The organism is Janthinobacterium longum, assembly GCF_051380735.1.
In the GTDB taxonomy this organism is placed as follows: domain Bacteria; phylum Pseudomonadota; class Gammaproteobacteria; order Burkholderiales; family Burkholderiaceae_D; genus Janthinobacterium.
In genome coordinates this window covers 839,685-854,551 of sequence record NZ_JBNYXQ010000001.1, presented here as the reverse complement: position 1 = coordinate 854,551, position 14,867 = coordinate 839,685, and the positions used below count along the sequence as shown (strand labels likewise).

7 protein-coding genes are annotated in these 14,867 nt (G+C 63.0%); all 7 read left to right on the top strand.

Translation table 11 applies throughout. The annotated features are described in order from the left end of the window. The first annotated feature begins 307 nt into the window (after positions 1 to 307). The 7 genes from ACQ4WM_RS03860 (at position 308) to ACQ4WM_RS03830 (ending at position 14,824) form a co-directional block, all read left to right on the top strand. The gene (locus ACQ4WM_RS03860; protein WP_436545380.1) at positions 308 to 1,786 is read left to right on the top strand and encodes a sodium:solute symporter; all 1,479 of its coding nucleotides are present in this window, start codon (positions 308 to 310) and stop codon (positions 1,784 to 1,786) included. 56 nt (positions 1,787 to 1,842) lie between these two features. Continuing rightward, on the top strand, positions 1,843 to 3,717 hold the full coding sequence (gene sppA, locus ACQ4WM_RS03855; protein ID WP_436545379.1) for a signal peptide peptidase SppA: 1,875 nt from the start codon (positions 1,843 to 1,845) through the stop codon (positions 3,715 to 3,717). 512 nt (positions 3,718 to 4,229) lie between these two features. After that, entirely contained in the window at positions 4,230 to 5,612 is a 1,383-nt protein-coding gene (locus ACQ4WM_RS03850) for an efflux RND transporter periplasmic adaptor subunit (RefSeq protein WP_436545378.1), read from the top strand. Continuing rightward, positions 5,609 to 8,737 carry an efflux RND transporter permease subunit gene (locus tag ACQ4WM_RS03845; protein WP_436545377.1) on the top strand — a complete coding sequence of 1,043 codons (3,129 nt, stop codon included), beginning with the start codon at positions 5,609 to 5,611 and terminating at the stop codon, positions 8,735 to 8,737. The genes ACQ4WM_RS03850 and ACQ4WM_RS03845 overlap by 4 nt, the downstream gene beginning before the upstream one ends. Continuing rightward, a complete protein-coding gene (locus ACQ4WM_RS03840) occupies positions 8,734 to 12,042 on the top strand; it encodes an efflux RND transporter permease subunit (protein ID WP_436545376.1) in 3,309 nt (1,102 codons plus the stop codon). Before ACQ4WM_RS03845 ends, ACQ4WM_RS03840 begins: the two co-directional genes overlap by 4 nt. After that, positions 12,039 to 13,478: an efflux transporter outer membrane subunit gene (locus ACQ4WM_RS03835; protein ID WP_436545375.1), complete on the top strand. Its 1,440-nt coding sequence runs from the start codon at positions 12,039 to 12,041 to the stop codon at positions 13,476 to 13,478. The genes ACQ4WM_RS03840 and ACQ4WM_RS03835 overlap by 4 nt, the downstream gene beginning before the upstream one ends. 107 nt (positions 13,479 to 13,585) lie before the next feature. Continuing rightward, complete coding sequence (locus tag ACQ4WM_RS03830) at positions 13,586 to 14,824, top strand: PAS domain-containing sensor histidine kinase (RefSeq protein ID WP_436545374.1); 1,239 nt, start codon at positions 13,586 to 13,588, stop codon at positions 14,822 to 14,824. Positions 14,825 to 14,867 lie beyond the last annotated feature (43 nt).

The following is a 14,867-nucleotide window of genomic DNA, read 5'->3' as shown; positions in this document are numbered from 1 at the left end:
ACTTTATCTTGGTTGCTTCCTTGTAGACGTAAGACTGCTGCTTTTGGCCGAAAGCGAATTGATGGATGACGTATAGCTTTGTCGTGATCCATCGATGCCAACTACGCTGTGACAGCAATTTTCGGTGTGCAGCCACCTCATTTCCCATCACACCCGCTGGGATGTCCGCTTAAAACCGGCATGAATGCAGGGCTGCGCGAGCTACGTTAGAAGCTTTGAGAGCTTCAAACGTATCATCCACCCACCCGCCGCAAGCATTCCTCCCTTTGCTGTATATTCACGCCCCTGTCCATTTGCCTGCGCTTCCATGTCCCCCGCCATCCTGTTTTCCGTCGTCCTTGCCTATTTCCTGATACTGCTGGCCGTTGCCTGGCGCACCTCCCGTCACGCCACCAATGAGAGCTTTTTTATCGGTAATAAGGACAGCAACTGGATGCTGGTGGCGTTTGGCATGGTGGGCACCACGCTGACGGGGGTGACTTTTATCAGTGTGCCGGGGGCGGTGGGCAGCAATGGGTTGGGCTATGTGCAGCTGATGATCGGGTATGTAGCGGGTTACCTGGCGATCACGTTTATCTTGCTGCCGCTGTATTACCGCTTGCAATTGACGTCGATTTATCGCTATCTGGAGCTGCGGCTGGGGCGGCGTTCTTACCAGAGCGGGGCGGCGTTTTTTATTCTGTCGCGCTTGCTGGGGGCGACGGCGCGGCTGTATCTGGTGGTGAATATTTTGCAGGCGACGATACTCGACAGTCTTGGCGTGCCGTTTTGGGCCACGGCTGCCGTGGTGATGTTGCTGATCCTGCTGTACACCTATGAAGGCGGCGTCAAGACCATCGTCTGGACCGATACCTTGCAGACGGCCTGCATGCTGGCCGGGCTGGTGATCTGCAGCGTGTTTTTGCTGCGCGAGATGGATCTTTCCGTGCTCGACAGCCTGGAACGCATGCGCTCGCAAGGGCTGGCGCGGGTGTTCACGCTGGATCCGGACAGCCCGGCCTATGTGTGGAAGCATATCGTGGCCGGCATGTTTATCACGATAGCGATGACGGGCATGGACCAGGAGATGATGCAGAAGAATATTTCGGTGCGCACCTTGCGTGACTCGCAAAAGAACATGCTCAGCCTCACCGTGGTGCTGACCTGCGTGCTGCTGCTGTTTCTGTTTCTTGGTGGCCTGCTGCATCTGTATGCGCCGCTGGTCGGTGTTACCGCGACGGGCGATAAACTGTTTCCGGCGGTAGTACTCGGGCACTTCCCGGCGATTGTGCAACTGATCTTTTTTATTGCCCTTGTTTCTGCGCTGTTCCCCAGCGTCGATGGTGCGCTGACGGCGCTCACATCCACTTTTTGTATCGATATCCTGGGCCTGCAGCGCAGGCCGGAGCTGGATGTAGCCACGCAGATGCGCTGGCGCCGCCGCGTACACCTGGGTTTTGGCGCGCTGTTCCTGCTGTTGGTAATGGCCTTCAAGTGGATGGACAGCCCCAGCATGATCGTGGTGATTTTGAAGCTGGCCAGCTATACCTATGGGCCGCTGCTGGGGCTGTTCGCGTTTGGCCTGCTCAGCCGGCGCGGCGTGCGCGACCGCTGGGTGCCGTTGGTGGCGGTGGCCGGGCCGCTGTTGTGTGCTCTGATCGAGCAGGAACAGGCGCGGTTGTTTGCGCATTACCGCATCGGCCTGGAACTGCTGATATTGAACGGCGCGCTGGTACTGGCAGGGCTGTTTCTGATCTCCACGCCAAGGCAAAAGGGCAGGGCGCAGTTGCCAGGACAAGACTATTGAGGCGGTTTCAGTTATATTGATTTTTTTTCAGCTCACCCTCTACGGAGCATCAATCAATGTCACTCAACCCGTTTCCTCCGCTGCGTCGCGGTTTCGGCGCCTTCTGGCGTGCACTCGACGCCACGCGCCGCGCCGTGTTCAACCTGATTTTCCTGCTGATTGTGATCGCCATCCTGATCGCCATCTTCGGCGGCGGCGCCAAGACGCTGCATGAAAAGACCACACTGGTGCTGAACCTGCAAGGCCCGCTGGTGGAAGAAACGCCGGGTGGCGTGCGCGAAGCGGTGCTGGCCAATGTCAGCGGCGAAGTGAAAAAGTCCGTGCAGCTGCGCGACGTGCTGGCCGTGCTGGACAGCGCTGCCAAAGACAAGAATATCGGCGCGATGGTGCTGCAGCTCGATGAGCTCGAAGGCGGCGGCCTGGCGTCCTTGCGCGAAGTGGCGGCCGGCATCGAGCGCTTCCGCGCCAGCGGCAAGAAGGTCACGGCCTGGGGGGCGAGCTATAACCAGCGCCAGTACCTGCTGGCCTCGAAAGCCGATGAAGTATTCGTCCACCCCATGGGCGGCGTAATGCTCGAAGGCTTTGGCCGCTACCGCAATTACTACCGCGATGCGCTCGACAAGGTCGGCGTCACGGTCAACCTGCTGAAAGTGGGTACCTACAAAAGCTTTGCCGAGCCGTTTATCGCCAATGGCCCGTCCGATGCGGCGGCCGAGGCGGACCGTTACCTGAACGACGGCCTGTGGACCACCTACACCACCGAAGTGGAAAAGGCGCGCAAGCTGCCGGCCGGCGCTATCATGGCCTCGATCAACAACCTGCCGCAACTGCTGGAAGCGACTGGCGGCGATATTGCCAAGGCTTCCTTGAACGCCAAGCTGGTTGACGGCCTGAAAACGAGTGACGAAATTCGCCAGTTGATGATGACGCGTGGCGCCAAAGATGAAGACGGCAACAGCTTCCGCCGCGTCAACTACAGCGACTACCTGGCCCGCCTGCATCCGGCGATGATGGGCGACGCCGTCGGGGTGGTGATCGCTTCCGGTGAAATCGGTGACGGTGTGGCGCCGGCCGGTGCCATCGGGGGCTTGTCCACCTCGCGCCTGATTCGCCAGGCGCGCGAAGACAAAGCCATCAAGGCCGTCGTGCTGCGCATCGATTCGCCCGGCGGCAGTGCCTTCGGTTCGGAACTGATACGCCGCGAGTTGGAACTGACGCGCGCCGCCGGTAAACCAGTCGTTGTTTCGATGGGCAACGTGGCCGCTTCCGGCGGCTACTGGATCAGCACCTCGTCCGACGAAGTGATTGCCGACGCGGCCACCATCACCGGTTCGATCGGCGTGTTCGCGATACTGCCGACGGCCGAAAAAGTCATCGACAAGCTGGGCATCCACACAGCCGGCGCACCGACAACCTGGCTGGCCGATGCCGGCAACCCGCTGCGCCCGCTCGATCCGCGCTTTGCGCAAGTGATACAGGGTTCGATCAACCATGTGTACGGCGACTTTATCAACATCGCCGCCAAGGCGCGCAAGACCACGCCGGAGAAAATCAATGAAGTGGCGCAGGGCCGCGTGTGGACCGGCCTGCAGGCGAAAGACCGTAACCTGGTCGACCGCATCGGCAGCTACCGCGATGCACTCGCTTCGGCCGCCAAGCGGGCGAACCTGGGCGCCGATTACCGCGTCGCCTACATGGAGCAGGACATGTCGCCCGTCGATAAATTGCTGGGCATGTTTGGCTCGAAAGCGATGGCGTCGCTGGGCCTGGGTGAGCATGTGAAGCTGGGCCTGGCCTCCACCGGCCTGCCACCGCAAGCGGCGCTGGGGATTGCCAGTGACCTGAGCTGGTTGTCCTCGATTACGCGGGAACAGAAGCCCTTCATGGCGTTGACGCATTGCTTGTGTACTGATCCGATGGGTGGGAAGTAGACTGATTAATTTCGGGTCCGCTTGGCCCGAGAGCCTGGGCTGGCGTCTGGGGCACTGGCATAGTGCTTCGCGTGCTCATGAAGCAAGTCCCACCCTGAAGATTCAAGTGTTACGACATTCGCTTCAACCCCTCAAGCCGGCTTTGTCCGGCTTGTTTTTATTGGGCGCCTGTAAAGGCAAGTAAAGGTGGCCAGAGATTTGTAGCGAGTTTGTATCTGCCAGTCGCTGTTGGCCCTGATGCGCTCTCCCTTGAAAGCCTGATACTTGCGAGTGTTGGCGCAGGCTGGATGCCTTGTTTCTGTCTGCAATTGTTTCAGATAGAAATGAAACAGTTACATGACTATGCTAGAGTCCTCGCTCGATGGAGAACGATGTTTTTTCAGCTGATTTTCAGCTCTTGATTCTCCGTTAATCTTGTAAAAAATACCCGAAAAACAAGCGCCTGCCAGAGTGAATCAACTCGGTGGGCGCCAATAGCTACGCCGTGCCAGCGGCTCATAAAAGGATAAGCGATGGATTCGCAGATGACACCCCCACCAGTACGGCGCAGCCGCCGCTCCAAGATCGTCGGTACCGTGGTTGCCCTGGCCGTGATGGCCGCCCTGGGCGGCGGCGCATGGTATCTGACGCACTCGGGCGCCAGCGCGCCAGGCGGCGCCGGCGCCATGGGTCCGGGTGGGCCAGGCGGCCCTGGTGGTCCCGGCGGTCGCCGTGGCGGTCCGTCGACCACGGTGGGTGTGGCAACTGCCGTCAAATCGGACTTGCCGGTGGTGCTCGATGCACTCGGTACGGTCACTGCCGCATCCACCGTCACGGTACGTCCGCAGGTGTCGGGCATCCTGAAGGAGCTGCGCTTCAAGGAAGGCGCGATGGTCAAGGCCGGCCAGGTGGTGGCGCTGATCGACCCGGCGCAGTTCGAGATGGCGCTGATGCAGGCTACCGGCCAGCGCCAGCGCGATGAAGCGCAGCTGGAAAACGCCCGCCTGACCCTGAAGCGCTACCAGACCCTGCTGGGCCAGGATTCGATCGCCCGCCAGGACGTCGACACCCAGGCCGCACTGGTGAAGCAGCTTGAAGGCACCGTCATGACCGACCGCGCCGCCGAAGGCACGGCGCGGCTGAACCTGGGCTACACCAAGGTAGTCTCGCCGATCAGCGGCCGTGCCGGGCTGAAGGTGGTCGATATCGGCAACCTGGTCAGCACCGGCGACGCCGGCGGCGTGGTGGTGGTGACGCAGTTGTCGCCGATCGACGTGCAGTTCGCCATCCCGCAAGACAAGGTGCAGACCATCCAGGAACGCCAGGCGCAGAACGTCGCGCTGCCGGCGCTGGCGCTGGACCGCACGCGCAGCATTACGCTCGATAAAGGCAGCTTGACGGCGCTCGACAACCAGGTTGACGTACAGACCGGCACCGTGCGCGCCAAGGCCCGCTATGCCAACGACAAGATGGCGCTGTTCCCCAGCCAGTTCGTCAATGTGCGCCTGGAGATGGGCAATATCACGGGCGCCGTGCTGGTGCCCGTCACGGCCCTGCGCCACAGTAACAACGGCGATTTTGTCTATGTGCTGAAAGAGGACAAGACCGTCACCGTACGGATCGTCACACGCGGCCAGGCCACCACCGACATGGTGGAGATTCGCGCCGGCCTGGAAGCGGGCGAGAAGGTGATCACCGAAGGCGCCGACCGCCTGAAGGAAGGTGCGAAAGTCACCCTGGCCGGCGACAAGCCTGCCGCGCAGGGCCAAGGTGGCCGTGGCGCGAACGGCGAACACCGCCAGCACCGCAAGCACGCCGAGGGCGCTGCGGCTGGCCAGGCATCGTCGGCGCCAGCCGCCGCCCCTGCTGTTCCTGCTGCTCCGGCTGCCGCGCCAGCGAAGGGTGCGGCGCAATGAGTCCATCGACCCCGTTCATCAAGCGGCCAGTTGCTACTGCGCTGCTGATGCTGGCCATCGTGCTGGCCGGGATGGTGGGCTTCAAGTTCCTGCCGCTGGCGGCCTTGCCGCAGGTTGATTTCCCGACCATCCAGGTGCAGACGCTGTATCCGGGCGCCAGCCCCGAAGTCATGGGCCAGACCGTCACCGCGCCGCTGGAGCGCCAGTTCGGTCAGATGGCCGGCCTGCAGCGCATGAGTTCGACCAGTGCCGCCGGCGTGTCCATCATCACCCTGCAGTTCACCCTGGGTCAGACGCTCGACGTGGCCGAGCAGGAAGTGCAGGCGGCGATCAATGCGGGCGGCTCGCTGCTGCCGACCGACCTGCCGGCGCCGCCTGTATACGCCAAGGTCAATCCGGCTGACGCGCCGGTGCTGACGCTCGCCATTACGTCCGACACTATGCCGCTCACGCAAGTGCAAAATATCGTCAACACGCGCCTGGCGCTGAAAATCAGCCAGGTCGACGGCGTGGGACTGGTATCGCTGTCGGGCGGCCAGCGCCCGGCCGTGCGTATCCAGGGCGACACCAAATTGCTGGCCTCGTACGGCCTGGGACTCGATACGCTGCGCACCGCCATTGCGGGGGCCAACGTCAACAGCGCCAAGGGCAGTTTCGACGGCCCAACGCGCTCGTTTACGATCAACGCCAACGACCAGCTGGTCACGGCCGAAGACTACAAGCGCCTGATCATCACCTATAAAAACGGCGCGCCGGTGCGCCTGCAGGACGTGGCCAATGTCGTCGACAGCGCCGAAAACACGCGCCTGGGCGCCTGGGCTGGCAAGCAGCCGGCGATTATCCTCAATGTGCAGCGCCAGCCCGGCGCCAACGTGATCAAGACGGTCGACGCCATCAAGGCCTTGCTGCCGGAACTGCAAACGAGCTTGCCGGCCGCCATGAAGCTTGACGTGCTGAGCGACCGCACGACGGGCATCCGCGCCTCGGTCGAACACGTGGAGCTCGAATTGCTCGCTTCCGTGCTGCTGGTGGTGCTGGTGATCTTCGCCTTTTTGCACAGCCTGCGTGCCACCGTGATCGCCAGCCTGTCGGTGCCGATCTCGCTGATCGGCGCCTGCGGCGTCATGTATTTGCTCGGCTACAGCCTGAACAACCTGTCCCTGATGGCCTTGACGATTGCCACCGGCTTTGTCGTCGATGACGCCATCGTGATGATCGAAAACATCGCCCGCTATATCGAAGAGGGCGAAACGCCGATGGCCGCCGCCCTGAAAGGCGCGTCGCAGATCGGCTTTACGATTATCTCGCTGACCGTCTCGCTGATCGCCGTCCTGATTCCGCTGCTGTTCATGGGCGACGTGGTGGGGCGCTTGTTCCGCGAGTTTGCCATGACGCTGGCCATTACCATTTTGATTTCCGCCGTGGTGTCGCTGACGCTGGTGCCGATGATGTCGGCGCGCTGGCTGAAAAGCCATGCCGATGAAAAGATCGGCGCCACCGGCCAGCGCATCCAGGCGTTCCTTGACCGCGTGATTGTGCGCTACGACCATGCGCTGGTGTGGGTGCTCAAGCGCCAGGGCCTGACGTTGCTGGTTGCTCTGGCCACGCTCATCCTGACGGTGATCCTGTACATCACCATTCCGAAAGGCCTGTTCCCGACGCAGGACACGGGGCAACTGCAGGCGCGCATCGAAACCTCGCAAGCGGTCTCGTATGAACGCATGGCCAGCCTGCAGCAGGCGGCCGCCAGCGCCATCCTGGAAGACCCTGACGTGGAAACCCTGAGTTCCCTGGTCGGCGTGGACGCAGCCAACAACACCATGCTGCATACCGGCAGCATGCTGATCAACCTGAAACGTTCGCGCAGCGGCAATCAGAACGACATCATGGACCGCCTGCGCAACCGCGTGGCCAAAGTGGCCGGCGTCACGCTGTATCTGCAGCCGACGCAGGACCTGACCATCGATGCCGAATCGGGCCCGACGCAATACCGCGTTTCGCTCGAAGGCGCCAGCACGGCTGCAGTGACCGAGTGGGCCAACAAACTGGCGGCGCGCATGCGTGAAAAATCGCAGCTGCGCAATGTGACGACTGACGCCGGCGCCACCGGCGCGGCTGTCAACGTGGCGATCGACCGCGACAGCGCAGCGCGCATGTCGGTCACCACCGCCACCGTCGACGACGCGCTGTACAACGCCTTTGGCCAGCGCATCATTTCGACGATTTTCACCGAGACCAACCAGTACCGCGTGATTCTCGAAGCGCAGCCGGGCATCGTCACCACGCCGGCCGAGCTGGGCGAGCTGCAGGTGCGCACCGGTTCCGGCAAGTCGACGCCGCTGTCGGCGTTCGCCACCATCACCGAAAAGCAGTCGCCGCTACAGATCACGCACGTGGCGCAATACCCGGCCACCACGCTTGGTTTCGACACCACCAAGGGCGTGGCGCTGGGCAGCGCGGTCGATGCAATCCGCGAAGCGGCGCACGAGATCGCCTTGCCCGCTTCCGTGACCATGACTTTCCTGGGGGCGGCCGGTGCATATGAAAACTCGCTGTCGAACCAGTTGTGGCTGATACTGGCGGCCGTGGTGTGCGTGTATATCGTGCTCGGCGTGCTGTACGAAAGTTATATCCACCCGCTGACGATTCTGTCGACCCTGCCGTCGGCCGGCGTCGGCGCGCTGCTGGCGTTGATGGTGTCCGGGCAGGACCTGGGCGTGATCGGCATTATCGGCATTATCCTGCTGATCGGCATCGTGAAAAAGAACGCCATCATGATGATCGACTTTGCCATCGAAGCCGAACGCGACCAGGGCAAGAGTCCGCAGGAAGCGATCTACCAGGCGGCCTTGCTGCGCTTCCGGCCGATTCTGATGACCACCCTGGCGGCGCTGTTTGCGGCCGTGCCGCTGATGCTGGGCTGGGGCGAGGGCGCCGAGTTGCGCCGTCCGCTGGGCCTGGCCATTTTCGGCGGCCTGATCGTCAGCCAGGTGCTGACCCTGTTCACCACGCCGGTGATCTACCTGGGCTTTGACCGCCTGGGCCGGCGCTTCGCGGCCAAGCCAAAAGACGGCGTGAACCTGGACAAGCCCGGTGACCATCCGCCGGCGGGGAGCGCTGCGTGAATCTGTCCGGACCATTCGTCAAGCGGCCCATCGCCACGGTGCTGCTGACCATCGGCATAGCGCTGGCGGGCATCGGCGCGTTCTTCGTGCTGCCCGTCTCGCCGCTGCCGCAGGTCGACTACCCGACCATTTCGGTCAGCGCCAGCCTGCCCGGCGCCAGCCCCGACACCATGGCGTCGTCGGTCGCCACGCCGCTGGAGCGGCGCCTGGGCGTGATTTCGGGCGTCAATGAAATGACCTCGTCGTCGAGCACCGGCTCGGCGCGCATCAACCTGCAGTTCGACCTGAATCGCAAGATCGATGCGGCCGCGCGTGAAGTGCAGGCGGCGATTGCCGCCTCGCGCGTCGACCTGCCGGCCACCTTGCGCAGCAACCCGACCTACCGCAAGGCCAATCCGTCCGACGCGCCGGTGATCATCCTGGCGCTCACATCGAAGACGCGTACGCCTGGCCAGATCTATGATGCCGTATCGAACCTGGTGCAGCAGAAAGTGGCCCAGGTCAAGGGCGTGGGCGACGTGGAACTCGGTGGCGGCTCGCTGCCGGCCGTGCGCGTCGAACTGCTGCCTTACCAGCTCAATCACTATGCCGTGTCGATGGAAGACGTGCGCGCCGCGATCCAGGCCAGCAACGCCAATCGCCCCAAGGGCGCGGTGACGGGCGACGCGCGCAGCCTGCAGATTTATTCTGGCGCCAGCACGGCCTCGGGCGGGCGCAGTGCCGCCGATTACCGCAGCCTGGTCGTGGCCTGGCGCGATGGCGCCGCGATACGCCTGGACGATGTGGCCGAAGTGGTCGATGGCGTCGAAAATACCAATACCCTGGGCCTGTTCAATGGCGACCCGGCCGTGATCGTGCTGATCACGCGCCAGCCCGGCGCCAACGTGATCGCCACGGTCGACGGCGTGCGCGCGCTGCTGCCGCAATTGCAGGCGCAGCTGCCCGGCGACATCAAGCTGCAGGTGGCCTCGGACAGCACCAATTCCATCCGTTCGTCGCTGCACGAGATCGAGTTCACCCTGATTTTGTCGATCGTGCTGGTAGTGCTGGTGGTCAGCGCTTTCCTGCGCAGCGTGCGCGCCACCATTATTCCGGCGGTGGCCACCATCGTGTCGCTGCTGGGCACTTTCGGCGTGATGTACATGCTGGGCTTTTCGCTCAACAACCTGTCGCTGATGGCGCTGACGGTGGCCACCGGCTTTGTTGTCGATGACGCCATCGTGGTGCTGGAAAACACCCAGCGCCATATCGAGGCCGGCATGGACCGCTTCAAGGCGGCCTTGCTCGGTGCGCGCGAAGTGGGTTTTACCGTCTTGTCGATCAGCCTGTCGCTGGTGGCGGTGTTTATTCCGCTGCTGTTCATGGGCGGCCAGGTGGGGCGTTTGTTCCGCGAGTTTGCCGTGACCCTGTCGGCTGCGGTGATGATTTCGCTGGTCATTTCGCTCACCACCACGCCGATGATGTGCGCCTGGCTGCTGAAAAGCGGTGAACAGCATAAACAACCGGGTCCCATCGCACGCTGGTTCGAACGCGGTTTCGACAAGCTGTTGAAGGGCTATGAACACTGCCTGGACTGGGCCCTGTCGAGCGCCGCGCTGGTGATGACGATACTGGTATTCGTGGTCGGCCTGAACGTGTATCTGTTCGCGGCTGCGCCCAAGGGCTTTTTCCCGCAGCAGGACACGGGCCAGATCAATGGCGGCATGCGCGCCGACCAGAGCATCTCGTTCCAGGCCATGCAGAGCAAGCTGCGCCAGCTGGTCGATATCATCAAGGCCGATCCGGCCGTGGCCACGGTGGTGGGCTTTACGGGGGGCGGACGGGCAGGGGGCGGCTTCATGTTCATCGATCTGAAACCGGCTTCCCAGCGCACCGACAAGGGCCAGGCCGTGATAGCGCGCCTGCGCCCGCAACTGGCCAAGGTGACCGGCATTTCGCTGTTCCTGAACCCGGTGCAGGACTTGCGCATGGGCGGGCGTTCCAGCAACTCGACCTACCAGTACACCCTGATCAGCGACAACCAGGCCGACCTGAAAAAATGGGCGGCGAAACTGGCCGACCAGATGAAGTCGCAGCCGGCCCTGATCGATGTCGATACCGACCAGGCGGAAAATGGGGTGGAAACCTTTGTCAGCATCGACAAGGACCGCGCCACCGAACTGGGGGTGCAGGTACGCGACATTGACAATGCGCTGTACAACAGCTTCGGCCAGCGCCAGGTGGCGACCATCTACGATGAGCTGAACCAGTACCACGTGATCATGGAAGTGGCGCCACGCTATGCGCAAAGCCCGGAAGCGCTGCGCTCGGTGTATGTGCCGGCTTCGAATGCGGCCGCCGCCACCACCACCACGTCAGCCGCCACCTCGGCGGTGACTGCGACCACCTCGAATACCTCGAATACCTCGAGTACCACCACCACGACGCCTGCCGTCACCTCGGCGGTGACCGCAACCACTTCGAACACCACGGCCGCGCGCGATCCGTCGAGCGGCACGGCGCTGTCCACCACTCTGGCGACGATGGTACCGCTGTCGTCGTTCAGCAGCTTTGCCGAAAGCTCGACGGCCACCGCGATCAACCACCAGGGTGGTGAACTGGCGACCACCGTGTCGTTCAACCTTGCCGATGGTTATACCCTCAGTGACGGCCAGGCGGCCGTGGCCCAGGCCGAGTCGGAGATCGGCATGCCGGTCAATGTGCGCGGCAGTTTCCAGGGCTCGGCCAAGAGCGCCCAGGACAGCAACAAGGAGCAGCCGTTCCTGATCCTGGCGGCCATCGTGGTGATCTATATCGTGCTGGGCATTCTGTATGAAAGCCTGATCCATCCGATCACGGTGCTGTCGACCTTGCCGTCGGCAGGCGTCGGCGCGGTGCTGGCGCTGCTGATGTTCCGCATGGAATTTTCCATCATTGCCCTGATCGGCGTGTTTTTATTGATCGGCATCGTCAAGAAAAATGCGATTCTGATTATCGACTTCGCACTGGAAGCGGAACGTTCGCGCGGCTTGACGGCGATCGAGGCCGTGCGCGAGGCTTGCCTGCTGCGTTTCCGCCCCATCCTGATGACGACGCTGGCGGCCGCCCTTGGTGCCTTGCCGCTGGCGATCGGCTTTGGCGAAGGCTCCGAGCTGCGCCAGCCGCTGGGAGTTGCCATTATCGGCGGCCTGATTGCCAGCCAGTTATTGACCCTGCTGACCACCCCGGTGGTTTATATCCTGCTCGACAAACTGCGCACGCGCAGCGCCGACGAGCAGCAATTGAGCCGCATTCCTGGGCCAGATAACCCGAGCACACAATCATGAGTCAAGTAAAACACCGTACGTCCCCCTTTCCCGCACGTCTGCAGCAGCACGTGCTGGCGCTGGCCGCCGCCGCTACCCTGGCGCTGCTGACCGGCTGCGCGGTCAGCCCCGTCTATGAAGTGCCGGCCACTGCGGCGCCGGTGGCGTTCAAGGAGGCCGCCGGCTGGCAGCCTGCCGCGCCGGCCGATACCCTCGAGCGCGGTCCCTGGTGGACCCTGTTTGGCGACACGCAGCTGAACCAGTTGGCCGAGGCCATCGATATTTCGAACCAGAACGTGGCAGCCGCCGTCGCCTCGTATGAACAGGCGCGTGCTCTGGTGCGCGAACAGCGCGCCTCGCTGTTTCCGACCGTGAGCCTTACTGGCAGCGGCACGCGCTCGGGCGGTGGCGGCGAGCAGCAGACCAGCAATAACTATCGCGCGGCGCTGGGCGCGTCGTGGGAACCCGATATATGGGGCCGCCTGCGCGCCGGCGTGACGAGTGCTGAAGCCAGTGCTTCGGTCAGTGCGGCCGACCTGGCTGCCGCACGCCTGTCGGCGCAGGGTGAACTGGCCACCAATTACTTTTCGCTGCGCCAGAGCGATGCCCAGATCGCGCTCTTGAGGTCGACCCTCGAAGGCTATCAGCGCGTGCTTGACATCACGCGCAACCGCTTCAATTCAGGCATCGCGGCCAAGTCCGATCTGCTGCAGGCGCAGACGCAGCTGGCCAATGCACAGATCGATCTGTCGAGCCAGGTGCGCGCGCGCGCCCAGCTCGAACACGCGATTGCCATTTTGCTGGGCCGCGCGCCGTCAGATTTCAGCCTGGTGGTGGCGCCGTGGACCATCACGGTGCCGGAAGTGCCGGTCGGCGTGCCATCGACCTTGCTGCAGCGCCGTCCCGATATCGCTGCCGCCGAACGTCGCGTGGCGCTCGCCAACGAGCAGATCGGCATTGCCCGCTCGGCCTATTATCCCAGCTTCAGCCTGAGCGGTTCGTATGGCTCCGGCGCCAGCCGTGTCGGCGATTTGTTCAATGCCTCGTCCAGCCTGTGGTCGTTCGGCCTGTCAGCCGCGCAGACGCTGTTCAATGCGGGCGCGACCACCGCCAGCGTGGACGCGGCACGCGCCGGGCATGCGGCAGCCGTGGCGAGCTACCGCCAGACCGTGTTGACGGCGTTTGGCTCGGTGGAAGACCAGTTGTCGGCCACGCGCGCGCTGGCCGAACAGATCGATTTGCGCCGCCAGGCATCCAGCGCCGCCGATGAAGTCGAGCAGCAGATGCTGAACCGCTATAACGCAGGCCAGGTCGGCTATACCGATGTGGTGACGGCGCAGGTCACGGCCTTGTCGGCGCGGCGCCAGCTGGTGCAGGCGCAGGCCGACCGCCAGACCACGGCGGTGGCCCTCATCCAGGCGCTGGGCGGCGGCTGGCAGGCAGCGCAAATGCCGTAAAAATGCAGCAAGCCTGTCCCGGGCTTGCTGCGCAATATGGCTGCGATCTGTGCGACAATCGCATGAAATCAGTCTATTCTCATTCATGTCAATCAACGCGATCTGCCATGTTGCTGCAACTTCTACTGCCATGCGATTACCCTGGTCCGCAGCAAGCTGCTGGCGACGAGCTGGAGCGCACGGCTGAACTGTTGCTCGCCAACCAGCACCTGCAGCAGGAAGTGCACCAGCGCGAACTGGCGCAGCAAGCCTTGCGCGATGCCGAGCGGTTTTTCCATGCCACCATCGATTCGCTGTCCGACCGGGTGCTGGTGCTGGACCAGCATGGCAGTGTGGTGCATGCCAACCAGGCTTGCATGCAATTTGCCAGCCATGCGGCAGGCGAACTGTCCTATCTGCTGTTCTGCGAGACGGACCCACGCTGGCAGCGCGGCGCCGGGCACGAACTCGCTGCCGGTATCCGCGCCGTGATCGCCGGCCAGGCCGATGCCTTTGAACTCGAATATGAATTTGTCACCGGCACCGGCGCGCACTGGTCGCATGCCAGGGTCAGCCGCTTCAGGGGAGATGGTCCGCTGCGGGTGGTGGTGGCGCATACCGATATTACCGAACGCAAGCTGATGGATGGCGCGCTGCGCCAGTCGCATGCGCAGTTGCGCCAGTTGGCGTTGCACCTGGAAACGGTCAAGGAAGAGGAGCGCAAGCGCATTTCGCGCGATATCCACGATGAGCTGGGGCAAAACCTGCTGGCCCTGCGCATCGATATTTCCATGCTTGGCGCGCGCACCCAACATTCGCATCCGCGGCTGCATGGCCGGGTGGCGGCCATGCTGGAGAACGTCGATACGACCATCAGGAGCGTGCGCGGCATCATGAACGAATTGCGGCCGATGGCGCTGGACCTTGGCCTGCAGGCGGCCATCGAATGGCAAGTGAGCGAATTTCGCAAGCGCAGCGGCATCGCCTGCCAGTTGCGGATCGCCGACGAAGCGCTGTTCACGGCGATTTGCAGCCAGGTCGAGATTGCGCTGTTTCGCATTGTCCAGGAGGCGCTGTCCAATGTCATGCGCCATGCCCATGCCAGCGCAGTCGAGCTGGAATTCCATTCGGACGCGCGCGCCGTGTACGTGAGCATCAGCGACAACGGCGTCGGCATTACCGCCCAGCAGCAGCGCAAGAAGCAGTGTTTCGGCCTGATCGGCCTCCGCGAACGGGTGCGCGCGCTCGACGGCCAGGTCGAGATCGGCGCGCCGCCGTCGGGAAGCGGCTGCCGTTTGTGGCTGCAGTTGCCGCTGCGCATGCCAGCCCAGGGTGGTGTGCTTGATACACAAAATACCGTGAAGTAATTTTTGCCGACTCATGCCCTCCGGACAGGCTATACTTTCGCCT

What these genes read in the sequence shown, in the direction of transcription:
- ACQ4WM_RS03845 (WP_436545377.1), top strand. Translation starts at nt 5,609, where the DNA reads ATGAGTCCATCGACCCCGTTCATCAAGCGGCCAGTTGCTACTGCGCTG.
- sppA (WP_436545379.1), top strand. Translation starts at nt 1,843, where the DNA reads ATGTCACTCAACCCGTTTCCTCCGCTGCGTCGCGGTTTCGGCGCCTTC.
- ACQ4WM_RS03835 (WP_436545375.1), top strand. Translation starts at nt 12,039, where the DNA reads ATGAGTCAAGTAAAACACCGTACGTCCCCCTTTCCCGCACGTCTGCAG.
- ACQ4WM_RS03830 (WP_436545374.1), top strand. Translation starts at nt 13,586, where the DNA reads ATGTTGCTGCAACTTCTACTGCCATGCGATTACCCTGGTCCGCAGCAA.
- ACQ4WM_RS03860 (WP_436545380.1), top strand. Translation starts at nt 308, where the DNA reads ATGTCCCCCGCCATCCTGTTTTCCGTCGTCCTTGCCTATTTCCTGATA.
- ACQ4WM_RS03850 (WP_436545378.1), top strand. Translation starts at nt 4,230, where the DNA reads ATGGATTCGCAGATGACACCCCCACCAGTACGGCGCAGCCGCCGCTCC.